Below are 22,481 nucleotides of genomic sequence, written 5' to 3' on the forward strand. Positions count from 1 at the left end.
AAATAAAAACCGCCGAGGCGCCGAGGCGCGGAGGGGGAGGACAATGAGACTGGGAGTCGGACCCAGAGAGAGGGCGCCCTCCGATTGTCTCATTGTCTCCCGGTCCGAATCTCTCTCCCCCCCCTCCGCGCCTCCGCGCCTCGGCGGTAAATTCCTTTTGGCTGCGCGATCAAAGTCAGCCTCGCCCACTGAAAACGGAACACCTAGCGTCTGCCCCGTGAAATCCTTCCACCGCCTCGCCCTCCTCTTCCTCTTCGCGTTCGTCGCCGCCACCCGCGCCGCCGACAAACCGCTCATCGTGGGCATGGACCTGAGCTATCCGCCGTTCGAGACGCGCGACACCACCGGCGCGCCCATCGGTGTGAGTGTCGACCTCGCCAAGGCGCTCGGCGAATTTCTCCACCGCCCCGTGCAGATCGAGAACACGCCTTTCGCCGGCCTCATCCCCGCGCTCAAGACCAGCCGTGTCGACCTCGTCATTTCCTCGATGACCGCCACGCCCGAGCGCGCGCAATCCATCGACTTCTCCGAGCCGTATTTAAAGACCGGCCTCTGCCTGCTCGTCGGCGCGAAGACCGATATCCAATCCATCGCCGACGTCGATCGCGCCGGACGCTCCGCCGCCGTGGTGAAAGGCACTACCGCCCACATCTACGCCACGCAGCAATTGAAAAAAGCGCGCGTCCTCGTCCTCGACCAACCCGCCTCCTGCGTCCTCGAAGTCGCCCAAGGCAAAGCCGACGCCTTCCTCTTCGACCAGCTCTCCACCCTGCAAAACTGGCGCAAAAACCCCGACACCACCCGCGCCATCCTCACCCCCTTTCAATCCGAAACCTGGGCCATCGGCCTGCGCAAAGGCAACGACGCCCTGCGCACCCAGGTCAACGCCTTCCTCGCCGACTACAAAACGAAAGGCGGCTTCGACAAACTCGGCGACAAATGGCTCAGCGAACAAAAAGCCGAGTTCCAAAAACTCGGCGTGCCGTTTGTGTTTTGACTGGTGCGGCTTCAATCACCGCGGCGCCCACGGGCTAGACGGTGGCCCTTAAAGTCATCGGACGGGCTTGTCCAAAGGTTTGAGACCAATAGTCACCGATATCGAACTCATAGCGATTCCGAGGTGCGGAGTCTTCAGTAATGAATTCCAAGGTTTTCCATGAGACTGCTCGTCTAGAGCGATGCCGTCACTTGCCAAGTGAACCGCTGTGCTTTCGCGATTCAAACGCCTGGCAACCGACGAAGCAATCTCGTGCATATAAGGGGATGTATTAAGCAGGCGAACGACCGTTTCGGTGGCTTCGGCGGGAAATTCTGTTGCAGGTCCTCGTTTCTCTTCAAGAACAGAAACGAGGCTCTTTCTTATTTCAGCCCAAAGCTTGCTATCGTCAGTGAATTCGATCCAAACAGACGCAACATTTGCGTCGGGAAAATCGTGGGCGAACTGGTCGACACAACTATAAATTGCTTCTAAATATTCATTAGAACGAACCTCAGGCGCCCATTGATCTGCGTTTGCCAGCACGATGCGGAGGCTCCAAAAGAAATGCCCGTCCATCGCGCGCAATTCATTAGCGGCAAAATAAAATCGCTGATCAGACTTTCCATTGGTGATCAACGAATACTCTCTGCGTCTCTCAGTCCACCGATCCGGATGGTCTACTATTTTAACGTCACCAACTTCGATCGCGACACTTTGTGGAGGTGAAAGAAGACCCATTACGCCAAGGGACGCATATATGACGGCATTCCGGAGGCGTGTGATCATTTTGTTTCCAGGGCAGGTTCCAAAGTACATGCACGGCATTCTCGGCGTTTTTCTGGATCCGATCCCTCATTCATTTCCATCAGATGATGGATAAGCACTTCCCGTTCGCTAGCGCTCAAGCGCGGGATCTCTGCGAGAATCTCGTTTATGCTCATGGCGTCATATTCATCTCCAGGGCCTCGCGGAGCGCCGAGTGCAGATTGGCCAGCAGCTCCTTCTTCGTCCGGCCCTGACTGTTCACGCCGGGAACTTCTTCCATCCAGCCGATCCACCAGCCCTCATCATGTTTAATGACCGCGGTAAAACTTCGCTTCATGCGACCAAGTTACCGGAACGCAGCTTTTCCTCCAGCCTCCTTCTGCACTTAGCCCAGCGGCGGCGCAACCGAGGCCGGTCTATCAGGATCTAGCGAAAACCGAAACCGGCCGGGAGACTCACTGCGGCGCGGGCATCGCGGTGATCGTGCGCACTTGGGACGGGTTCTGGGGCGTGGGGCGGGGATCGTGCCAGCGGTCCCGCGGGGCGGGTGCTTTCGTGTCGAGCCAGGTGCCGAGGCGCTGGCGGAGCGAGGTGAGCGAGCGGTGGGCATCCGTGCCGAAGAGAGAATCGCCGGCGTCGGCTTCGGATTTCTTTTTCAACACGGCCTGCATTCCCGGCTCGGCGAGGATGGCGGCGCCGACGGCGTCGCGACTTTCACCGGCGAGCGCGCAATACAGGGTGAGATATTCCACGAGTTGTTCGCCGGCGCGGAAGGATTTCAGGCGCAGGCTGGGGACGGGACCATCGGCGGTGGGATAGAAAAGCGAGAGCTCGTCCGCTTTCGTCCACGCACTCTCTTTGCCGATCGTCTGCCATGGCACCACACCATCCGCGCCAAGAGACCACGTCTCCACGCACCATGCGGCGGGGACGATGTTGGGCGTGCCGATACGATTCGCGGAGCCATACATGTAGACTTGGTTGCCAAACTGCCGCGCGCGTCCGATGACGCGGTCGCGATAGGTGCGCAGCACGCCACTGACGACTTCGGTGTTCGTGACGCCATCGAGAATGTCGCGCTGCCATTCGGGCCGCGAGATGTCCGCGCGAAACGCGAGGTGCGGCCCGGGGATGGCATTGACCGCGCGCCGGAACTCGAGCCCAAATTTCCGCAAGGCCCAAAAATCCTGCGTATTCACGGGCTCGTCGAGGATCCACGCTGCGCTGCAGGCGTCCCACCGATTGCCGCGGTCGCGTTTGAAATAGATCTTGTTGTTGAGATAAAACTCGAAGACCGGCTCGGTCCATTGCTTCTCCGCGAAGTGCCGGGCGAATTGCGCCGCCGCGTCGCGAAACTCCGGCCAGTAGCCGTCGTCGTAGGCGTTCTCGATCCAATAGCCGCCGCGGAAATGCCGCTCTTGATCCATGGGCCAGTTTTCATTGAGCGGCAGATAAAACGCTTCCAGCGGCACCGGTCCGCGCCGCGTCCCCTCGAACGCCGAACCATCGAGCAACGGACCGAACTCCGCATCCCACGCGCGCCAGTCCCATTGGCCATCGGCCTCGATCTTCGGGGCGGCTTTCACCTTGCCGGTCCAGCCGTAGGAGAGACGGTTCAACGTGGTGCGGTGCTCGTGCGCGAGCCGGTAGTAATCGCGCTCATGACCGGGCAGGCCGTAGCAATTCATCTGCGGGATGAACGACAGGCGATCGGGCAAAGTGAAGTTCCAGACGTGGACGGCGAAGGTGAGCCGCTGGCCGCCGACGGCGAGGGTGACGGCGTGCGCTCCCGGGCTCGCGTCGCGCGGCACGTACACTTCGACGAAAGTACCGGCGTCCTCAGAATCCGGCGCCGTTTTCCATCCGGCGGGGACGAGCGGATCGAAGTGCCCCTCGACCTTGCGCATGGAAAACAGCGAGACCTGCAGCCCGGCCGCTCCCTCCACCACGCTGCCGGCGGAAGGCGCTTCCACGTAAAAGGCGATGGACTCATTGCGCGCCGCAAAGAAATCCAGCGACGCGAGCGGTTCGCCGAATTCATCGCGCGCCGCGAAGGGAGGAACATGCGACGCACCTGGTGACGTCGTCGGAAGCTCCGGCAACTTTGCGGCCGCGGTCTTCTGCAGCAGCAGCGTGGGGGCTTGGGGCGTTGGCGCCGCGGGACCATCGTCCAGCCAGAGCGTGAAATACGGCGCCGTCTTGCGCGACCCTTCCCGACTGGTGAAATAGCGATTGGGGAACTGGCGATACTCGATGGTTTCGCCATGGCGCGTGTATTCGTTGCCGACGTCGTCCATCACCGAAAAGCCGTGGCTGCGCCCATCGAGCCGCGCCTGCACTACCTCGGGCGCGACGGGTATGACCTGCCAGCCCTCGGCATTCCGCGGCGTCGCGTCGCCAAATCCCCACAGCGATCCCCCGGCGCCATGGATCGCACCGGTGATATCCGCATCGCGCCAACGCTGCTCGCCGGTGCGGGCCCAGGCGAAGCTGCTCGCACCCGGCACGTGGGCATAGCTGGTGCCGCTGCCTTCGACCCACTCCTCCGCAACACTCGAAACCGTGACGCGCCCGAGCGATTCAGTGCCCTCGAGATGCAAGTGCAACTCCGCGCGCACAACGCGCTGCCCCTGCAGCGGTGCGGGGTCGAAATCGACGAGGAAAAACTCCTGGATGCCTTTGAGCTTCAGCTTCGGCGAAGCGCCGTTGTTCCCCTCGCGCTCCTTCTCGTAGGAAGAAATCCAGAGATCCCGGGTGACCTCCACGCGCCGAGGCGATGGTTCGGCGAGGGCGACGATGGGAGCCAGCGCGAGGAACAGAAGCAGGCAGGGAGCTTTCATGGGGGACGCCCAGCTTAACATGCAGGGGAATGGGGGCAGTTGTCTTTTCCCCGCTCGCCCGCTATGAGCCAGCGGAATGTCTCTTGAAAACTCCACTGTGCGCCGGGTCTTGATCTGGGTGGCGCTGCTGTTTTCGGCGGTGACGTTTACGGTTTCGTGGTGGCATTGGTGGACGTTTCAGTACGGGACTTTCGATCTCGCGTTTTATGTGCAGGCGCTGTGGCTGGCGCTGCGCGGGAAGTGGATGGTGTCGCTGCTCAATGTGCCGCTGATGGGGAATCACGCGGAGCCGATTGTCTTTTTGCTCCTGCCGCTTTTCGCGATCTGCCCGCATCCGATGCTCTTCGTGGCGGTGCAGACGCTGGCGTTTGCGACGATGCCGTTCACGGCGTGGCGGATCGGGCAATTGCTCAAGCTGGAGCCGAAGGCGGCGCTGTTGCTGGCGCTGGCGACAGTGGTTTCGCCGGTGACGTTTTCGATCGGCATCTACGAGTTTCATCCGGAGGCGCTGGCGGCGCCGCTGCTGCTGCTGCTGCTGGAGGCGCGGCTGGCGGAACGTTACGGGCGGTTCTGGCTGTGGTTTGTGGCGGTGCTGGCGGTGAAGGAGAACATGGCGCCGCTGCTCTTCATGTACGGCGCGGTCTTCACGGTGCTGGAATGGAAGCGCGGGCGCCAATGGCAGATGGCCTGGAACTTTCTGCCCATGGGCCTCGCGGTGGGGTGGCTGCTGATTTTCGGCAAGGTGATCAGCCCGGCGCTGAACGCAGGCAACGTCGATTATCTCCAGCTCTATGGGCATCTCGGCAATTCGCCGGGGGACATCATACACAAGTTTTTCACGCAGCCGCATCTGGTGCTGGGCGCGTTGCGCACCGCGCTTTACGCGCACCCTTCCTCCCCTTCCGCGCAAGGCGATATGCTGCCCGCGCTGCTCCTGCCACTGTTGTTGCTCCCGCTCCTGCGCCCGCGCTGGCTCTTGATCTCCGCGCCATTGCTGCTGCAACACCTGCTCTCCTACCGCTATTCGGAGTGGACGCTCGGGGCGCATTATCCGGCGCCGTTCCTCGCGCTATTCTGGGTGGCAGCGGCGGAGGCGCTGACGCGGTTGCGGGCGCAGACGGCGATTGCCGCAGCGGTGCTGGTGGCCTGTGCGCTGGCCCATTTCCGCTTCGGCCCGGCGCGGGAGATTGCGCGCGAAATTCCCGGCCTCAGCGCGGTGCTCGAGGAGCGCGAATGGAAGGCGCAGATGATCGCGGACATTCCCGACGATGCGTCCGTGACCGCCGGGCTCGGCTTTCTGCCGCATCTCGCCAAGCGCGAGAAGCTCGTGTCGCTGCATCATATCTTGAAGGGCTTGAAGACGCTGAGCGTCGTCGCCTACGTCCCGCCGCCGACGGCGGATGTGGTGGTCATCGATTACGGCGATACGCTCACGTTCAATACCGTCGCGGGGTATTACCATCCGTGGAGTCATATCGACGCGGAGCATTCCGTGCCGTCGAGCGATCGGCTGCTGAACGACTACCTGATCCAGGCGCACTGGCGCACGCAGTCGCGGAATGCGGTGGCGGTGTTGCGGCGCGGGGAACCGATTCCGCCGCCGGTATCACAGCACGCGCCGACGAGAATCGACGACCAGACGACGCTGGCCGACCTGCAAGTGACGAGGAAACTGCCGGGCGCATGGCAGATCCAGATGACGTGGAATTTTATCGGTGAACGGCGGCGGTTTCCGTGGCTGATGCTGGTGCTCTCCGATGGCAAACGGCTCTTCCCGATCGTGAAAGGGATCTGCGCGCCGGAAGCTGGCGAAGGGCGCTATACCGAGGAGTGGAACGTCGTTTTCCCGACGTGGATGCACCCCGGGTACCACGCGGTGTTCGCGGAATTTTACGACAACAACGAAGCGGCCTGGAGCAAGAAGATGCCGCCCGGGGACCAGACGCATATGCTCACGCTGATCGATCTCGGTGCGACGATCATCAAGCCGGGGGATTTCACGGCGCCAGCGGCAGAGAAGTAAGGATTTGCGAGCCGCGCTGGGCTTCGAGCGTCAGGAGTTGCGCCTTGCGCCGGGCGGCGTGGGCGGCGTTCTGGCGGCCGAGTTTCTCGAGGATCGAGGCGAGTTCGGCGTAGTGCTTCGGCTGGTCGGGGTCGCGATCCATGGCCTCGAGCTGGGCGTTGAGCGCGACGTCGGATCGGCCGCGTTGATTTTCGATCTCGGCGACGCCGGCCAGCGCGCGGCCATCGTAGATATCGAGCGCGCTCGCAGCGCGCAGGGCGGTGATCGCGGCATCGGGCTCACCGGCGGCGAAGCGCAGCGCGCCGAGGGTGGACTGGGCATCGTAATGCCACCAATGCGTCGCCGCGAATGCCTGCACGATCGGGATCGCGGCGGCGGGTCCGACCGAGCCGCGCAGGAGTTCGCCCTCTGCTTTCACCAGCTCCCACGTCTCCGGAAATCGTCCGCGCGCCTCGCGAATGGTGGCCAGCGCTTCGTCGACGTGCCCGGCATCGCGCCGCAGTTGTGCGAGCTGGACGGCAGCCGGCCAGGTGCGGGGGTATTGCCGCGCGACCTGATCGGCCTGCGCGTGGGTGGTGGCGCCGAGCAGGGCTTCGGCCTCGGACGTGCGACGCTGCCGTGAAAGACAAATGCCGAGGTTCATGCGGGCGGGCGGGAATTCCGGGAACTGCGCGATGGTGCGGCGGAGCACCTTTTCCTGTCGTTTCAGATCCCCGCGCTGGCCATAGATGGAGGCGAGCGAGCTGAGGATGCGCGGCGTCGCTCCGCCATCGGCGATGGTGCGCGCGCAGAAAGTTTCCCCATCAATCCAATCCCCGCTGCGGATCGCGGTGCGCATGCCCAGCCCGGCGATGGCCGCCACCGCGACCCAAGCCGCGACAACCCGGCCGCGGGCGGGCAACGCCAGCACGACTCCAGCGAGGAAAATCAAGAAGCCGATGCTCGCGAGGTAGATCCAGTGCTCGGCCACTTCGGCATTGAGCGGGAAGAGATTGGAAATGGGCAGGAAGGCGAGCATGAACCAGACAGCGCCGAAGAGGCGCCACGAGCGGCCCGACCCCTTTTTCCAACACCCGGCGATGGCGCCCAGCGCGGCGAGCAGGCCGAGGATGGAAAGATATTCATAGCGCGAGTGGTCGCGCCACGCAGCCACGGTGCTGTAGATCGCGGAATTGGAAATCGAGCGCTCCATGTAGAGCTGGGTGGGCAGGAAGATGAGGCCGGTGTAGTCGCCCAGCGCCCGGAACATGAGGAGCACGCGCGCATCCCAAGGCGCCGACGGCCCATCCTGCATGGGGGCTCGATAGTCGGGCAGGGCGTGCAATACGGCGTAGCAAGCGAAGACGGCCAAGGCACCGCCCAGGACCGTCCATTTCACACGCCAGGGCTGCTCACGATCGAAGGCGAACAGGTGAACGAGGAGGAGCACGAGCCAGATGAGTGCGATTTCCTTGGAGCAGAGGCCAATCAGCAACGCCACGCCCGCCAGCGACCCGAGCGCGGCCTTTTTCCAAACAACGACGCCGCTATCCATCGCGCGCAGGACGAGCAACCAGGCGCTGAGCGCAAAAAGCGCGGCGAGACTGTCCGCCCGGCCCGAGATGTAAGCCACGGCGGCATTGTGAATGGGATGCACCACCCAAACCAGCGCCACGAGCAGTGCCGCCAAGTCAAACCGAGCCCGTCCGCCGTCCGCCGCCTTCGGCACGAGGCCGGGCAATAAGCGGCGCAAGAGCAGAAAGAGCAGGAACCCGCTCAGGCTGTGGATGACGATATTGGTGCAATGGTAGCCAAACGGGCTGCCGCGCCAGATCCAGTAGTCCAGCATGTAGGACCAGTTCTGCACTGGACGGTAGTAGGTGGAAAAGGAATCGAAGAAGAGATAGTGCCGGAAGACCTCCCAGCCGAAGACGGGGCTGCGGAAGAAGGGATTCTCGCGAACGAGATAGAAGTCGTCCCAGACGAAACTGCCACCCAGCGCGGGGCCGTAAACGGCAAAGCCCGCCAGCAGGCACAACAAGAAGACGACCCACGGACGGACCAAGCGGTCGACCGGCGAGGGAGGCAAAGGGGAAAGGGCAGCGGCGGGCATTCGATCTACCCTTTAAGCGAACGCAGTGCCGAGGTGGGGAGTTTTCGGCCTTCCGCCCGAAGTTTTCACCGGACGAACCCGCATCGCCCTACGGAACGCAAGGCGGCACACTGAAAACTGAACACTTCTCCCCAAAAAAGATTCAGCCGCCCGACCTGCGAACAGGTGGGCGGCTGAAAAGTGATCTCTACGCTAAGCTAAGTGGCTCAGGGGTAGAAGGGCGACCAGAAGTCGCTCGGGGCCACGTCGGACAGCTTGCCGAAGCTCGTATCACTGAGCTTGGGGAGGGTGTCGACCGAGAACGAGCCGGCGCTGTATTGGTTGCCGAGCAAGTCGGTGCCACCGGAATTATAGAGCACGGAGCCGTTCTTGAGGTACTTCTGGATGTCAGCCCAGGTGACGGCGTCGCCACTGGACTTGTTATTTTCGATCGCGTACTGGTCGATGGCCGAGTCAACGATGCGGAGATCTTCCAGGATGCGGGTGGCCTGCGAGCGCTTGCGAGCACGCAGGAAGTTCGGCACCGCAATCGCCGCCAGAAGGGCGATGATGGCGACCACGATCATGATTTCAACGAGGGTAAAGCCCCCACGATTTTTGTTCAGTTTCTGCAACATAGGATTAAGTGTCTGTGTTTTCGGTTTTGAGTTCGGTGGGGCTCTGCAGCCCCGTGGATAGATTATGGTATTTAGCAAATGGGTTGCCGCGTCCGCTTTCGCCTTCTCAAATTCACAGAAAACATTTCCGAGAAACGGCACGACCGGGAGCATCGCCTCGCACGATTCAGAGAGTAAAATGCGTATAAATACGTGTTGTTGAAAAATTATTCACGGCCCGGATTTGTGACCCATCCTCTCACCGAGGCCTTTCGTTTTTAGCAAATTTGCGACGCATATTTGCGACTTTGGGGCGTTTTTCTCCGTTCCATGACCGTCCCCGGAAGTGAAACATGCCCTTTGGGCTGACTGGCCCTGTGGATCCATGGGGCGGATACAGATCTTCCAGCGTATTGCCCGGCGATGGTTCAGTCCCGACCCCCGGAATCCAGGCGGCAATATCTGTAACAAGCCTTCGGTTGCGGGTGGAAGCCGTCAGCAAGGTCAGCCCACCCCGGCAACGCCATCTCTCCAAAAAAGATTCAGCCGCCCGACCTGCGAACAGGTGGGCGGCTGAAAAGTGATTTCTAAGCTAAGCTAAGCGGCTCAGGGGTAGAAGGGCGACCAGAAGTCGCTCGGGGCCACGTCGGACAGCTTCTGGAAGCTGGTGGCGCTGAGCTTGGGCAGCGAGTCCACCGAGAAGGAACCGGCGCTATACATATTGCCGAGCAGGTCGGTGCCGCCGGAATTATAGAGCACAGAACCCTTCTTGAGGTAGTTCTGGATGTCGACCCACTGGACGGTGGCGCCGCCGGACTTGTTGTTTTCGATCGCGTACTGGTCGATCGCCGAATCAACGATGCGGAGATCTTCCAGAATGCGGGTGGCCTGCGAGCGCTTGCGAGCACGCAGGAAGTTCGGCACCGCAATCGCCGCCAGAAGGGCGATGATGGCGACCACGATCATGATTTCAACGAGGGTAAAGCCCCCACGATTTTTGTTCAGTTTCTGCAACATAGGATTATTTATGATTTCGGTTAATGGTGACGTTGACTGCGGATTGCTCCGCTTTTTGTTCAGAACTAATCAAGCAGTCGTGATGCCACGTAATTGAACTTTTCTAGAAATTCGTGAAAACGGGGCAATTCAGATTGATACGTAAAATCACGCATTGCACTCGCGCCATTCTTTCTGGACTGAAGCCAACTGACTGACCACATGTTCGAGCCCCCTCCAAACTCCAACCCCCGCCGCGTCTCCATCGGCCTGTGGTTATTCTTCCTCGCGTTCGGCGTGAGGCTGCTCGTGCTCGTCCGCTTTTCGCACTCGCTGAGCTTTTTGCCGGAGGGCGACGACATGAAGTTCTACAGCGACTGGGCAATGCGAATTGCGCACGGTCAATGGACCGATCACCAAGCCTTCTACGGCCTGCCCGGCTACGCGTATTGCCTCGCCCTCATCTTCCTGCTCGTCGGCGGCTTCGATCCCTTTGTCGTCGGCATCCTGCAAGCGCTGCTCGACGCCGGAATCGCTGTCGTGCTGTGGCAAATTTCTCGTGAAGTTTTTGCAGTCAGCGATCGTAGCGAAAATCATTACGCATCCCCGCGAAGGGCTGATTTCATCGGCATCGGCGCGGCATTGGCCTGGACTTTCTTCACACCCGCGCAGGCCTTTTCCGCAGTGCTCATGCCGACTGTCTGGCTCGTCTTCGCTTACTATTTCTGTCTGTGGTTTGCGGTGAAGACGCGCGCATCTTCGTGGTGGAAACCGTGGCTCGGCCTGGGCCTTTTCGTCGGCTTCGTCGCCATGCTCGTGGCCACCATTCTTTTTGCGGTGCCGTTGCTCATCGCCGCCATTTTTCGCAGCGTCGCGCAGGGCCAGCCGTGGCGAGTGCGCATGCCGAAAATGGCGGCGGCGATGGCGGTCTTCGTGGCGGGCGTGTACGTCGGCGCTTCGCCCGCTTGGATCCACAATTACTACATCGCTCACGAACCGGTGATGCTCTCCGCCCACAGCGGCATCAACTTCTGGATCGGCAACAATCCCACCGCCACCGGCTACCCCAAGATGCCTCCCGGCATCCGCGCTACTCAGGAGGGTCTCCTGAAGGACTCCATCACCCTCGCCGAGTCGGCCGCAGGCCGAAAATTGACCCGCGCGGAGGTCTCAAAATACTGGTCGGCTCAGGCCAACGCCTATATTTCCACCCATTTTTCCGCATGGATGAGACTTATAGTCGTCAAATTTGGGAATTTTTGGAACGCCTACCAGTATGACGACCTCAGCATCATCAAGCTCCTGCGCGACGATGGCGTCCTGCCTCCCGGCCTGAAGTTCGGCTTCATCGCCGCTCTCGGCCTCGCCGGGCTGCTCCCCACTCTCCGGCGATTTCCCAGGTCAGCCTGGGTCGTGGCGGCGGTGTTCCTGCACATGTGCGCCCTCCTGCCGGTGTTCGTCACCGAGCGCTACCGGCTCGCGGCCGTGCCCGGGCTCATGATCCTCGGCGCGGCGGGACTCTGGATCTTCTGGCAAAACCTCATCGCCGCCCGGTGGGCGCGGGCCGGTCTCTATGTCGTCCTCTGCGCCGGCGCCGCGTGGTTCGTCTCCATCCCACGCAGCGACATCGGCCTCTGGTCGCTCGACCACTATAAGGCCGGCATCCGCGCCACCACCGCCGGCGAGCTCGAGCTGGAGCGCCAGAACCCCGCCGCCGCCGCCGGAGCCTTCGACCGCGCCCAGCAAAACCTCGAGACCGCTTATCGGTACGTCCCCAAGAACGCCGACATCGATTTTGCGCTCGGCAATCTCTGGCTGGCCCGCGGCAACCAGCCCACCACCGACGAACCCACCAAGACCGCCGACCGCAGCCTCGCCCGGAAGTGGTACGGCAGCGCCCTGAAACTCAATCCCCACCACGTCGGCACGCTCAACAACTGCGGCGTGCTCGAGATGGACGAAAAGCACTGGCCGCTGGCGGAAAGATTCTTCTCCGCCGCCATCGACGCCGAACCGACCGACGCCAAAGCCTACTATCTCCTTGCCCACGTCCGCGACGAAATGGGCAAGCCCGCGGAAGCCAAAGCCGCCATCGAGGAAGCCCTGCGCCTCCGCCCGAACCAGCGCCAATTCCTCGAGCTCCGCGACAAAATCGCCGCTCCCCCACCGAAGGCCTCGCCGCCACTGTAGCGTCTGATTGTAGCGGCGGTCTATGACCGCCGAGTCGTGGCCCAGAACGGCCTCACCGCATAGTCGACCGCAGTGTAGGGCGCGTGTCCCCACGCGCCGGGGAAAGATCAGGATCGCAGCGCCATCCAGGCGCGTGAGGACACGCGCCCTACACCCCTCGTCGCGAGATCCATTTTCCCTCTGCTATCTTCCATTTGCTATTCTCCCCTCTCCCCACCGCCATGGCCGATGGAAGATGGAAAATGGAAAAGCCCCCTACGCCGCCACCTTCATCGCCGCGGCCACCGCTTCGGCCAGCTCCTGCCGGCCGGTAGCCAGCGTGAAGCCCGCCGCCTTCGCGTCGCGATCGAACATCTGCACCGTATCCAGCGACAGCGCATCCAGGTCGCGCCCGCACATGCTGATCGCCTTGTGCAGAATGTCATGCGGCACCGTCACGATGTGTACCCGGGCCTCCTCAGCCTGGAAGATATTGTAAACCTCGCGCACGCTCGCCCACAGCAACTCCGCCTTGGGCTGCCCGCGCAGGATCTCATGCGCCGCGCGCATGATCGGCATCGGGTCGCGCCCGGTGTCCGCAATGCGGCCGGCAAAGACCGACACCACCGAGGGCACCGCCGCGTCCAGCGCCGACGCCACCTGCTCGATCTGCTTTTCGGAAAGGATCGCCGTCACATTCAGTTTCACGCCTTCCCTGGCCAGGTCGCGGATCAATTCCACCGAGGACTCGCCCGCCGGGTTCAGCACCGGGATCTTCACATACACATTGTTCTGCCAGTCGCGGATGCGCAGCGCCTGCCGCCGCATCTCCACAAAATCATCGGCAAACACCTCGAACGAAATCGGCTTCGTCGTCACCGTCTCCAGCACATCCCTGGCAAAAGCCTCGTAATCCGAGATGCCCGCCTTCTTCATCAGCGTCGGGTTCGTCGTCATCCCTTGGATGAGTGGATTGCGGTACAAATCGAGCATGCCGGCCTTATCGGCGCCATCGGCGTAAATCTTGACGTTCAGGGCGGTGAGCGAATTCATGGTGCGCCCTCTAAAAGCTTCATCCGTGCCAAGGGCCGCCGGAGGACCATGAAGCGGCATCCCATCCCTCCTCTCACTCTGATAAATCACTATTTTTGCGGTTTAAAACACCATTTTCCGCAACCAAGCCAACTGAGCCAACTGGTCGACCAACCAGGGTAAGCGCCAATCGCTTCCCCTCTTCGAATATCTGAGTGCAATGGACTGGCACTACGAACACCGGCGCCCACTGGGTCGAAGCGCCAATCCGGAAAAAATTCGCGCCTTTACCAGCCTTGACTGGCCTTGATCCGCCTTGACCAGCCTGATTCTACTCTGGCCCGGTCCGAGGCCAATCAAAGGCTATCGGCAACCAATCCCGACGCGAAGGTAGACGCATTACTGCATCTCATTTGCATCAAGTCCCTCCCGCCCAGTCTGTCAAAGAACCTCCCCGGCCGCTCCGCGACGCCAAAACTCGCGTGGCGTTCTCTCCCATTGTCCATCTTCCATCTTCCATCTTCCATCCCCCATTTCCAGGCGTGGTGTCGCACATCGCTCGCCAAAAGTCAAGTCAAAAATGAGCGCCGGGCGGTGTCAATGGCATCGAGCTGTCATGACCAACAAGCTCGTGAACCGTGGGATTCCCATCGACGGTGTCCCCATCGCGTTGCTATCGGCTGGGCGCGGCGGGAAATCGTTCGGCTGAATTGCGTGGTTCCACCTTCCGGGTGGAATTGGGTTCTGAAAGGACTGGCCGCGGTTTTCCGCTTTTAGTCGAAGCCGTGGATTTCCTGCAGCCGTTCAGACCGGCGCTCCGTCTCACGTTGAGCCTTCGACCACTTCAATCCTTCGTCCGCAATACGCCGAATGTCTGGATCAGCATTCTGGCGAAGTTTCTCGAACCGCTCGACCCATTCTTGAAAGTAATTTGAGAGACCACCACTCCAGCCAAAGCCGCCGCTGTTCACGGCGTAAGAAACGTCCTTAGGAGAATGGCCCGCCGCCAAGGCAATTTTGGCAAGTGCTATCCAGTTTCCTGCATTTGGATCACCAATCAACGCGTTACGGTAGAAGCGTTTGAGTTCCGCAATGTTCAGCAATTCGCGGTAAAGATCTTCATCGTTACCGACCAGTAGATGAGGTAGCGGCGAATAGGCCAGGTGGGTGCAGCGATGAAGCAGCGCTTTCCGCTCCTCTTTTTCGAGAAGAGCGACGAGGTGAGATATCAATCCACCAGCAAGATATCCATGCATCTCAACGCCCGAGTTCAGTATCCCATTCATAACGGCAGGAGCGATCGATGAATCGAACGCCAGAATTTGAGTCAGATCGTATGGGTGATCGGCGTCGTGTCCATTCGCCAACCTGATCAGGGATTGAACGACAATGCCACTCCATGAAGCACGTAGTGAAAAGGGAACGCCTCGCCTCGCTCGGAACATGTAAAATGCAACTTCCTGACGCAGATGGTCGTCCTTGTGCCGTAAAAGGAGTTCCAACATTTCATCTGTCACCTCGCCTCGCAGGCACAGGGATTCAACCAACGATTCCCATCGCGGAAGTCGCGACTGCAACGCCTCATAGATGTCTGGGGTCCTGCCGGCGAGCGTATGGTGAATCAGAATTCCATGAAGTTCCGGCCGGTCGATCGATGCCTGAAAGTGCTCAGTTTTCATTCGCCCCTGCGTGATCGCCGCCTCCACAAATGGGCCCGCAGCCGATGAGGACGCGTTGCTAATAACGACGCTCAATTCCTCGTTCGTTAGAAACCTGATTTCAGCCAGTTTCGCGCCGAAAACCGGAATCATCTGCGGCCAAACGCGCCCAAGTGCATCTGCTTGTTTCTCCCAATTCAACAAATCGCCGACGATATCCTTTATCGGCCTCTCGATCCATCTATTGGCAAGCGCTTGCGCATCGCGGGTATTTTCCCGTTCGATCTCCTCCCAATCGCCATCGAACGGTTCCTTTGGAAACAGCGTCAAGAACTCCGGCAGAACCGGACAGGGCTCGATGAGCATGCCGAGGCTTTGTGCGCGAAAGTAAGCCCATCGAAGGACTGCTTGGTTGTCCCCAGCAATAGGAAGAAGGTCTCCGATCATCTGGATTGTCGAAGATAACAGAAACGCGACGTAATCATCCGGTATGCCATCGCCGCGCCGTGTGTCACTGTGAAGCCAGTTGTCAACGACCGCAGTAATTCCGGGCCAAGGCGGAGCGTCCATGGAGCTTAACTCGCTGAGAAAGATTCTCCACTGATCGAACACAGCCCGGGCGGCATCCAGCGAGAGGAGGGCGTCACGCAAACGCAAGGTCCGCGGATCGGCTGGATCTGAGTCCGTTTCGCGATGATTCAGGCCGAAGCTCAATCGAACAGCGGAAAGTGCAACGGGGACATCGCCTCCAGCTTTCAGCCAAGAAATTGCCGCCCCGAAAAGCATTCGCCGCCGCTCAACAGCATTGGACCAACTCGCGCAGATCCAATCTTCCAGGAGTCTAAGGTCAGCCTCTGTAAATGCGTTGAGGGGCCGCGTCTCCCCCACGGCGGATGCGAGCAAAATAGGAATAGCCCGCGTGGGTGTGTAGTGGAGCGCCGCACGCTTGATCTCGGCGGACAGCGCCGGAGCGGATTCGATTACCCACTCGCAGTTTCTTTCGTCCATCTCTGCCATCGCCTCCCAAAGCCTGGGATCCCCCATCTGCGAAGTGACTTCGCGAAGATGCTCTATTGGAACTGGCGCAGCCGCCCGGCCACAGGCATGTATGAGTTCCAGATAGCCGAGCACCGGCTCTACTGCGGAGTTGATGACGGCCTCGCAGACCCCCCAGGGGAGAGCAAGCTTGTCCGTCGGGAAGAATGTTTCCTTCAAAAGCGCGCTACGAAGAAAATCAGGTTGTACGCTCAGGGTTTCTTTTCCGGTCTGCTCCAGCACGCCTGCCAGCGCGACGCGCTGGGCATCCACCATCACCTGCACGATCTCTTTCCCCAAATGCTGAGCAACAACTGAGAACGCAACACCCTTCGTTCCACCGCACGCAAAGGCGCCAAGCAACTGGACGGCATGCGGCCCGGCCACGCGCAATAGGAAAGGAGTCAGGTCCTTCAAAAGCAACTCCCCGGAGATCAATGCCTCACCAGTCGCATCAATCGTCGCCAGCGACAAAGATGCGGCCAAACCCGGCATCCCCCGAGCTTGCTTGGCGACCACCCGGACAAATTGGTCGTTGACCGTCACACGTTTCGAGGCCGCGATGGCGTAGATGATTTCGGCGATCGTCTTCCTAGGAAGGCCTTCCAAATCGAGCGTAGCCGCATCATTTACCTGCAAAACTTGCTTAAGCATCGTCTTGTCGAAGGGCCAGCAGACTACGATGATGCGAAAACTCAGACGCTGTTCGGCGCGCAAATGCCTCAGCCGGATGATCAGGTCATACTTGGTTCCTGCGTCGTCAACGACGACAACTGGAGGATGGCTCGCCAGTAGCGCCGCGGCGGCCTCATCCGGATCTTCGGTGATGATAAAACGGGCGGTCTGCTCTGCGGCGAAAGTTTGGAGCAACTCGGTCTTTCCAGACCCCGGCTGCCCTGAAACAAGAATATCTCCCGTGCTCTCAACCAACCATTTCATTTCTCGCTCGCGGCCCTTGATCGCAACATTAGCTCTCGGCCGCGTTGGCAATGATAGCGACGAAAGCACCGGCGGGCGAATGCGATTGTTTAGGTCACGGAAACGCTCTTCCAGGTCACCGGAAATTCGCAGAACTTCGGATGCAAATTGATCGAGGCTACCTCCGAGCGATGCCAATTCGGAAACAAGCTCGATTTTAGAAGAGTCGATCATCTGAACCAATTCCACTTGATGCTTTTGACGGAGCCACTCCCGGAACTGTTCCGCTTTGCCGCCCTCGTTCATGATGCGAAGCAACTCCTCGTGATTGTGGCGACCACCGACTTCGCTCCGCAGAAAAGTTAAGAGTGCGAGCAGCGTTCCTATTCCGAATTCGAATCCAATCATGAAAATATTAGTGGCCTGCCAAAGGCGCCGCTTCTTGCAAGTGGCTTAATATGAGCGGCGAGCAAACCAATTCTAACATGCCCGAAGCATGCTGCCAATCTCATGAATTACCTCCGTCAGCATGGCATTGCTTGCCTCGGAAAGACGGATTCGGTGCCGTCTTGCAAGGATAGGCCTGTAATTTCTCCTCACTTCGCCCGGCCGTTGGTGTCCAATTGATTGTTGGGATCCAGCGACGAGGGAAAGCCACCCATGGAGCGGCGCGGGATGTAGCCGGATTTTTCGGGTTGGATGTCGCCGCTCAGGTCACGGGCGGCGCCAGGGGAGGCGGCTTGGGTGCGTTTGTCCAAGCGGCTCTTCCACTGGCTCATGTCGGGAGAGGCGGGTTCGCCGGGGAGCGGTTGCTGGTCGGGGCGCGGCGGTTGGGTTCCGTCGGGCAGGGTGACGACGAGGGCGTAGGATTCTTCGACGACGACGAGATTGGCCTGGGTCGCGGCGTAGCGCAGGGCTTCGCCGAAGGGGAGGTTCGTGAGGCTCAGGGTGATGCGCGTGTCCCGCAGTTCGGGTGGTATGTCGAGGACGACATTGACGCCGGTTTTGCGCGGGTCGACCGCGCGCGCCGCGGCCTCGAGGAAGGCGAGGGCGGCGGGCAGGGTGGCGTCGCGAAATTCCACACGGGGCAGGATGAGTTCTGCGGCGGTGCGGGCAGCGGCGCTGAAGCTCGGGGGCGGCGGCACGTTGGGGAGGAGGTCGTCATCGGGGAGGAAGAGCAAGGCGTACTCGCGGGGGGCGAGGCGCATGCCGGCGAGGCGGGCGACGTAGCGGGCGGCTTCGCGCAGCGGGACGTTCACGAGGTGCAGGTTGAGGCGCACGTCGGTGGGCAAGCCATCGGGCCAGGCGAAATTGATTCCTTCGTGGGCGGGGTCGAGCGCGCGACTGCGGGCGGCCAGGGCGCGGAAACTTTCCACGATCGAGGCGTCCCGCAGTTCGAACTGCGGCACATTCATCCGCCAGGCGCGAGCTTCGGCATCTTCCGCCCGCGCCCTCGGTGCAGGCAGGAGAAACGCGGCGGCGAGCAGCGCGGCGAAAAGAGAGGAGGCGCCTTGCACGTTTCGAAGCATAGGGGGATGGCGAAAGGATGTGTCAACGCCGCCTGTGCGCCATGTAAAATGTGCGTAAAAGGGCAATCTCGCTGGCTCCCAACTAATACCACCTTTTGTAATTTGCCCGACTGAACCGCGCGGCCCCAGTCCGGAAGAGGGATCAATCAGGAACCGGACGAACCACCTCCGCCCGCCTCCCAAGGTTTCCTGTTTTCCTACTTTCCTCATTCCAACTCTTTCTCCTCCATCCTGTCTGCCTCAACCGTTAGAACAATTCTGAGAGATGGTATAACACGCCAATCGATGGCTCTATGGCCTCTGCGTCGCCATGGTCTCCAATTCGCCGGCCACGCGCTGCACGACCGTATCCCAATCGCCGAGCGCGGGTTGGCGGAAGAGGCGCATCGTGGGATACCATGGGGTATCCTCGCGCTCCAGGCCCCAGCGCCAGTCGGGCACGAAGGGCAGCAGCGTCCACACCGGGCGGCCCAAGGCGCCCGCGAGGTGCGCGACAGCGGTGTCCACGGAGATGATCAAGTCGAGTTCCGCCATGAACGCGGCGGTGTCGGCAAAGTCTTGGATGTGCTCGCGGTGATCGATCATGCCGGAGATGCCGGACGGCGGCGGGTTCGCTTCGGCGGCATCGTCCACCTGGAGGCGGAAGTACTCGACGCTTTCCAGGCGGAACCGCGGCGTGAGCTTTTCGAAGGGAAGGTCGCGTTTGCGCGTGTGCCGATGGCGCGGACTGCCGCTCCAGGCGACGCCGACTCGCAGGCGGGTTCGGTCGCTGCCAAGCCGCTCCCGCCAAAGCGCACGACGCCCCGGATCGGGCGAAAGATAGGGCGCCGTGCGCGGGATGCCTTCCAGGGTTGTCTGAAAAATTCGCGGCAGGCTGAGCATCGGCACGTGGACATCGAAGGGGGGCAACGTCCCGCCGGTGGCCACCACCTCGCTCACCGCGCGGGCACTCCGGAAGAGTTCCACCATCTCTGGCAGACACTCGACAATGACCTGGCCGCCGCGCTCCGCGATGAGTTCCGCGTAGCGAATGAATTGAATCGCATCGCCGAAGCCCTGCTCGGCGTAGACCAGCACGCGCGCGCCCGGGAGCGCGGCGCCATCCCACAGCGGCTGGGAAAAATTCCGCCGGGTCAGCCGATGCGCCTCCCAGCGTCTTTCATACGCCGGCCAGCCGCGCGCGAAATCGCCGTGGAGCAGCCACGCCAGCGATTGGCTGAAGCTGGCGTCCGCATCGCCGGGGCGGATTTCCAGCGCGCGGTGAAAGGCGGCGAGCGCTTCATCGTATCTTCCGAGTTCGATGAGCGCATCGCCCAGGTTGCGATGCGTCTCCGCCAGGTCGGGCCGGATTTCGAGCGCCCGCTGGTCCGCGACTACGGCTTCGTCGAACCTCCCCAGTTCGGCCAGTGCCGCGCCTAAATTGCTGTGGGCCTCCGCAAAATCCGCCTTGAGTTCCAGCGCCCGACGGCACGCCGCGATCGCTTCCTCCGCGCGGCCCTGATTCGTCAAGACGGACGCCAGGTTGCTGTGGGCTTCGGCGAGTAACGGTTGCAGCAAGATCGCATGTCGATACGCCGCCGCGGCCTCGTCGAAGCGCCGCTGCTCTTTGAGGGCGTTGCCCAGATTATTGTAAACCTCGGGGATGTCCGGCCTGATTCCCAGCGCGCCACGATACGCCGCCACTGCTTCGTCGAGCCGTCCCAAGGCACGCCAGGCCTCTCCCAAATTGCCATGGGCCGCGGGATTGCCCGGGTTCAGCGTCACCGCCTGCTGAATCCACCCCACGGCGAGATCGTGACGGCCGACTTGATGCGCGATGACGCCGAGGTGATGGAGCGCGTCCGCATGCTGCGGCTGAACGGCAAGAATCTGCCGATAGAGTGCCTCGGCTTCGGCGAGCCGGCCAGCCTGATGATGCTGGACCGCGAGGTCGAAGGCTTGCTGGACCGTGACGGCGGACATGGGAAGGAGAATTGGGAATCCGCACAACACACCGCGCCGCGCCGAAAGGCACGGGATTTTTGTGAGCGAGTGTCCGAGAGGGTGAAAAATGGGAGTGGAGGCGCGGGGCGGAAAATCGCTATCATCGCCAGCCATGCCCCAGACGATTCTCGCCATCGGCGCCCATTACGATGACTGCGTGTTCGGAATTCCGGGTATCCTGCTCAAGGCGGTCGCCCAGCATCATCGCGTGGTCATTGTCGCGGTGATCGGCGACTACGCGGCGTGGCCGCCGGTCGTGGGGCGGGACGCGCAATTGCTGGAGGTGAGCCGGGAGCTGGCGCGCGAGCGGGGGATGGAGATGCGCTTTCTGTCGCGGGCCTCGGCCCACTTTCGCCTCGATGAAGACACGCAGCGCGAAGTCGCGGAGATCGTCGCCGAGGTGAAGCCCGACACGGCGTTCCTGCTCTGGCCGCACGACCGGCATCCGGACCACGAAGCGGCCTCGGCGATCTGCCGCGCGGCACTGGCGCAGCCGCACATGGTGCTCGGCCGGGCCTGCGCCGCGCCGCGCCATCTCTACTGCTTCGACAACGGCCCGCGCCACACCATCGGCTTCGAGCCGAATACCTTCGTGGACGTGACGCACGAGTGGGACGCGGCCGTGGATTGGCTGGGCCGACTGATGGCGTTCGTAAACAAAACGGAATTCGATCCGGCGAAACCGGACAGCTCGCGCACCCTCAAGGAAACCATCGCCCGCTACCGTGGCGCGACGTGCGGAGTGAAATATGCCGAAGCGGTCTGGGCCATGACGGCTTCGCCCAGCGAGATCCTATGAACAGACTGATGCAACGACATCGCCCCTCCCCGGGTAATGTTCTCCCACGTGTCCTCACCGCCCTGCTCAGCCTCAGCATGTGGCTCACCGCCGGCACCGGTACTCGCGCCCAGACGCTCACGCCCGACGGCTTTATCGATCTCCTGCCCTCCATCGATCCCGCGAAGGACACCGTGCAAGGGACGTGGAAAGTGGAAAAGCAGTCGGTCTCTTCCTCCGGCGACGGCCAGGAACGGATCGAAATTCCCTATCATCCGCCCGACGAATACGATTTCCGCATCGCGTTCACAAAACTCGCGGGCTCCAACTGTATCATCCAACTGCTCGCCCATCGCGACGTCCCTTTCCTCTGGGTCATGTCCACCGACGGCATGTTCACCTTTCACTACCTCAAGGGCGCGGGCCTCGGTGCCAACCGCACCACCCTTCACCGACCGCAAGGCATCGCCGCGCGCACACCCTACGTTTCCGTCGTCAAGGTCCGCAACACCGGCGTCCAGGTAGTGCTCAATGGCCAGACGATCGACAAATGGCCCACGGATTATGCGGACGTCGAAATACAGCCTTATTGGATCTTGCGCGACAAACGCCTCCTCGGTCTCGCCACCGGCGACGCGAAGACCGTCTTCCGCAAAGTCGAACTCAGGGAGATCACTGGCAGGGGTAAATTCACCCGGTGATCACTCTAGCGGCGGATGGTGTAGTTGGCAGCGCCGAGCCCATCCTCGCTGAAATCGATCGTCAGTGGGATGTCTTTGCCGTCGATCGCGAATATCCACCGCTCGGTCCAACGTCTTTGCCCGGGGGTGCCGCGGGGGTTGCTCACGACATACGGCTGGAAATGATGGCGGCGCGGATCGTAGGTGTAGCCCATCTGCGCCAGCTTCCCTGAGGCGGCGACGCTGGCATCGAATATCAATTTCTGGTTGGCCAGCGATCCTTTGCGAATGACACCGGCGGGCAGCGTGGAAACCTCGCCCTCTGCGGCGGGTAACGGCGGGGAGGCGCCGGCTCCTAGAGACTGTTATGCACTTTTGACTGGTACGAGGAGGCGGAGTGAGCTTGAA

Annotated in this window: 16 protein-coding genes; 5 read left to right on the forward strand and 11 right to left on the reverse strand. The window is 61.3% G+C overall.

All coding sequences use genetic code 11. The features are described 5' to 3' along the window. The first annotated feature begins 217 nt into the window (after positions 1-217). The gene (locus ABJF10_RS15455; protein ID WP_348545488.1) at positions 218-997 is read left to right on the forward strand and encodes a transporter substrate-binding domain-containing protein; all 780 of its coding nucleotides are present in this window, start codon (positions 218-220) and stop codon (positions 995-997) included. A 54-nt stretch (positions 998-1,051) separates the two neighbouring features. On the opposite strand, the gene ABJF10_RS15460 is transcribed toward ABJF10_RS15455, so the two are convergent. The 3 genes from ABJF10_RS15460 to ABJF10_RS15470 form a co-directional block, all read right to left on the reverse strand. Then, positions 1,052-1,765 carry a hypothetical protein gene (locus tag ABJF10_RS15460; RefSeq protein WP_348545489.1) on the reverse strand — a complete coding sequence of 238 codons (714 nt, stop codon included), beginning with the start codon at positions 1,763-1,765 and terminating at the stop codon, positions 1,052-1,054. Between the two features lie 151 nt (positions 1,766-1,916). Then, complete coding sequence (locus ABJF10_RS15465) at positions 1,917-2,081, reverse strand: type II toxin-antitoxin system HicB family antitoxin (RefSeq protein WP_348545490.1); 165 nt, start codon at positions 2,079-2,081, stop codon at positions 1,917-1,919. Between the two features lie 118 nt (positions 2,082-2,199). Next, positions 2,200-4,584 (reverse strand): hypothetical protein, encoded by a 2,385-nt coding sequence (locus ABJF10_RS15470; RefSeq protein ID WP_348545491.1) that lies wholly within the window; start codon positions 4,582-4,584, stop codon positions 2,200-2,202. 76 nt (positions 4,585-4,660) lie between these two features. On the opposite strand from ABJF10_RS15470, the gene ABJF10_RS15475 reads away from it, so the two are divergent. Then, complete coding sequence (locus tag ABJF10_RS15475) at positions 4,661-6,607, forward strand: DUF2079 domain-containing protein (protein WP_348545492.1); 1,947 nt, start codon at positions 4,661-4,663, stop codon at positions 6,605-6,607. Here ABJF10_RS15475 and ABJF10_RS15480 read toward each other — a convergent pair. The 3 genes from ABJF10_RS15480 to ABJF10_RS15490 form a co-directional block, all read right to left on the reverse strand. Continuing rightward, positions 6,582-8,699 (reverse strand): tetratricopeptide repeat protein, encoded by a 2,118-nt coding sequence (locus ABJF10_RS15480; RefSeq protein ID WP_348545493.1) that lies wholly within the window; start codon positions 8,697-8,699, stop codon positions 6,582-6,584. The two genes, ABJF10_RS15475 and ABJF10_RS15480, sit on opposite strands and share 26 nt — an antisense overlap. A gap of 206 nt (positions 8,700-8,905) precedes the next feature. Continuing rightward, on the reverse strand, positions 8,906-9,316 hold the full coding sequence (locus ABJF10_RS15485; protein ID WP_348545494.1) for a prepilin-type N-terminal cleavage/methylation domain-containing protein: 411 nt from the start codon (positions 9,314-9,316) through the stop codon (positions 8,906-8,908). Positions 9,317-9,901: 585 nt separating this feature from the next. After that, positions 9,902-10,312: a prepilin-type N-terminal cleavage/methylation domain-containing protein gene (locus ABJF10_RS15490; RefSeq protein WP_348545495.1), complete on the reverse strand. Its 411-nt coding sequence runs from the start codon at positions 10,310-10,312 to the stop codon at positions 9,902-9,904. A 201-nt stretch (positions 10,313-10,513) separates the two neighbouring features. On the opposite strand from ABJF10_RS15490, the gene ABJF10_RS15495 reads away from it, so the two are divergent. After that, entirely contained in the window at positions 10,514-12,481 is a 1,968-nt protein-coding gene (locus tag ABJF10_RS15495; protein WP_348545496.1) for a tetratricopeptide repeat protein, read from the forward strand. Between the two features lie 255 nt (positions 12,482-12,736). Here the strand turns inward: ABJF10_RS15495 and ABJF10_RS15500 are convergent, their stop codons facing one another. From ABJF10_RS15500 to ABJF10_RS15515, 4 genes are all read right to left on the reverse strand, one after another. Then, a complete protein-coding gene (locus ABJF10_RS15500; protein WP_348545497.1) occupies positions 12,737-13,513 on the reverse strand; it encodes a transaldolase in 777 nt (258 codons plus the stop codon). Between the two features lie 752 nt (positions 13,514-14,265). Beyond that, on the reverse strand, positions 14,266-17,511 hold the full coding sequence (locus ABJF10_RS15505) for a hypothetical protein (protein WP_348545498.1): 3,246 nt from the start codon (positions 17,509-17,511) through the stop codon (positions 14,266-14,268). 188 nt (positions 17,512-17,699) lie between these two features. Next, entirely contained in the window at positions 17,700-18,632 is a 933-nt protein-coding gene (locus ABJF10_RS15510) for a hypothetical protein (protein WP_348545499.1), read from the reverse strand. A 291-nt stretch (positions 18,633-18,923) separates the two neighbouring features. Continuing rightward, on the reverse strand, positions 18,924-20,594 hold the full coding sequence (locus tag ABJF10_RS15515) for a tetratricopeptide repeat protein (RefSeq protein WP_348545500.1): 1,671 nt from the start codon (positions 20,592-20,594) through the stop codon (positions 18,924-18,926). 133 nt (positions 20,595-20,727) lie between these two features. On the opposite strand from ABJF10_RS15515, the gene ABJF10_RS15520 reads away from it, so the two are divergent. Next, complete coding sequence (locus ABJF10_RS15520; RefSeq protein WP_348545501.1) at positions 20,728-21,414, forward strand: PIG-L family deacetylase; 687 nt, start codon at positions 20,728-20,730, stop codon at positions 21,412-21,414. An 8-nt stretch (positions 21,415-21,422) separates the two neighbouring features. Next, a complete protein-coding gene (locus ABJF10_RS15525; protein WP_348545502.1) occupies positions 21,423-22,094 on the forward strand; it encodes a hypothetical protein in 672 nt (223 codons plus the stop codon). Positions 22,095-22,099: 5 nt separating this feature from the next. Here ABJF10_RS15525 and ABJF10_RS15530 read toward each other — a convergent pair whose 3' ends face one another. Continuing rightward, on the reverse strand, positions 22,100-22,333 hold the full coding sequence (locus ABJF10_RS15530; RefSeq protein ID WP_348545503.1) for a hypothetical protein: 234 nt from the start codon (positions 22,331-22,333) through the stop codon (positions 22,100-22,102). Between the last annotated feature and the right edge of the window lie 148 nt (positions 22,334-22,481).

The organism is Chthoniobacter sp., assembly GCF_040003245.1.
Classification (GTDB): domain Bacteria; phylum Verrucomicrobiota; class Verrucomicrobiia; order Chthoniobacterales; family Chthoniobacteraceae; genus Chthoniobacter.

Bases quoted from the DNA above. Each gene is read 5' to 3' on its own strand.
- ABJF10_RS15460 (WP_348545489.1), bottom strand. From the start codon at position 1,765: ATGATCACACGCCTCCGGAATGCCGTCATATATGCGTCCCTTGGCGTA.
- ABJF10_RS15465 (WP_348545490.1), bottom strand. From the start codon at position 2,081: ATGAAGCGAAGTTTTACCGCGGTCATTAAACATGATGAGGGCTGGTGG.
- ABJF10_RS15470 (WP_348545491.1), bottom strand. From the start codon at position 4,584: ATGAAAGCTCCCTGCCTGCTTCTGTTCCTCGCGCTGGCTCCCATCGTC.
- ABJF10_RS15475 (WP_348545492.1), top strand. From the start codon at position 4,661: ATGTCTCTTGAAAACTCCACTGTGCGCCGGGTCTTGATCTGGGTGGCG.
- ABJF10_RS15480 (WP_348545493.1), bottom strand. From the start codon at position 8,699: ATGCCCGCCGCTGCCCTTTCCCCTTTGCCTCCCTCGCCGGTCGACCGC.
- ABJF10_RS15485 (WP_348545494.1), bottom strand. From the start codon at position 9,316: ATGTTGCAGAAACTGAACAAAAATCGTGGGGGCTTTACCCTCGTTGAA.
- ABJF10_RS15490 (WP_348545495.1), bottom strand. From the start codon at position 10,312: ATGTTGCAGAAACTGAACAAAAATCGTGGGGGCTTTACCCTCGTTGAA.
- ABJF10_RS15495 (WP_348545496.1), top strand. From the start codon at position 10,514: ATGTTCGAGCCCCCTCCAAACTCCAACCCCCGCCGCGTCTCCATCGGC.
- ABJF10_RS15500 (WP_348545497.1), bottom strand. From the start codon at position 13,513: ATGAATTCGCTCACCGCCCTGAACGTCAAGATTTACGCCGATGGCGCC.
- ABJF10_RS15505 (WP_348545498.1), bottom strand. From the start codon at position 17,511: ATGATTGGATTCGAATTCGGAATAGGAACGCTGCTCGCACTCTTAACT.
- ABJF10_RS15510 (WP_348545499.1), bottom strand. From the start codon at position 18,632: ATGCTTCGAAACGTGCAAGGCGCCTCCTCTCTTTTCGCCGCGCTGCTC.
- ABJF10_RS15515 (WP_348545500.1), bottom strand. From the start codon at position 20,594: ATGTCCGCCGTCACGGTCCAGCAAGCCTTCGACCTCGCGGTCCAGCAT.
- ABJF10_RS15520 (WP_348545501.1), top strand. From the start codon at position 20,728: ATGCCCCAGACGATTCTCGCCATCGGCGCCCATTACGATGACTGCGTG.
- ABJF10_RS15525 (WP_348545502.1), top strand. From the start codon at position 21,423: ATGCAACGACATCGCCCCTCCCCGGGTAATGTTCTCCCACGTGTCCTC.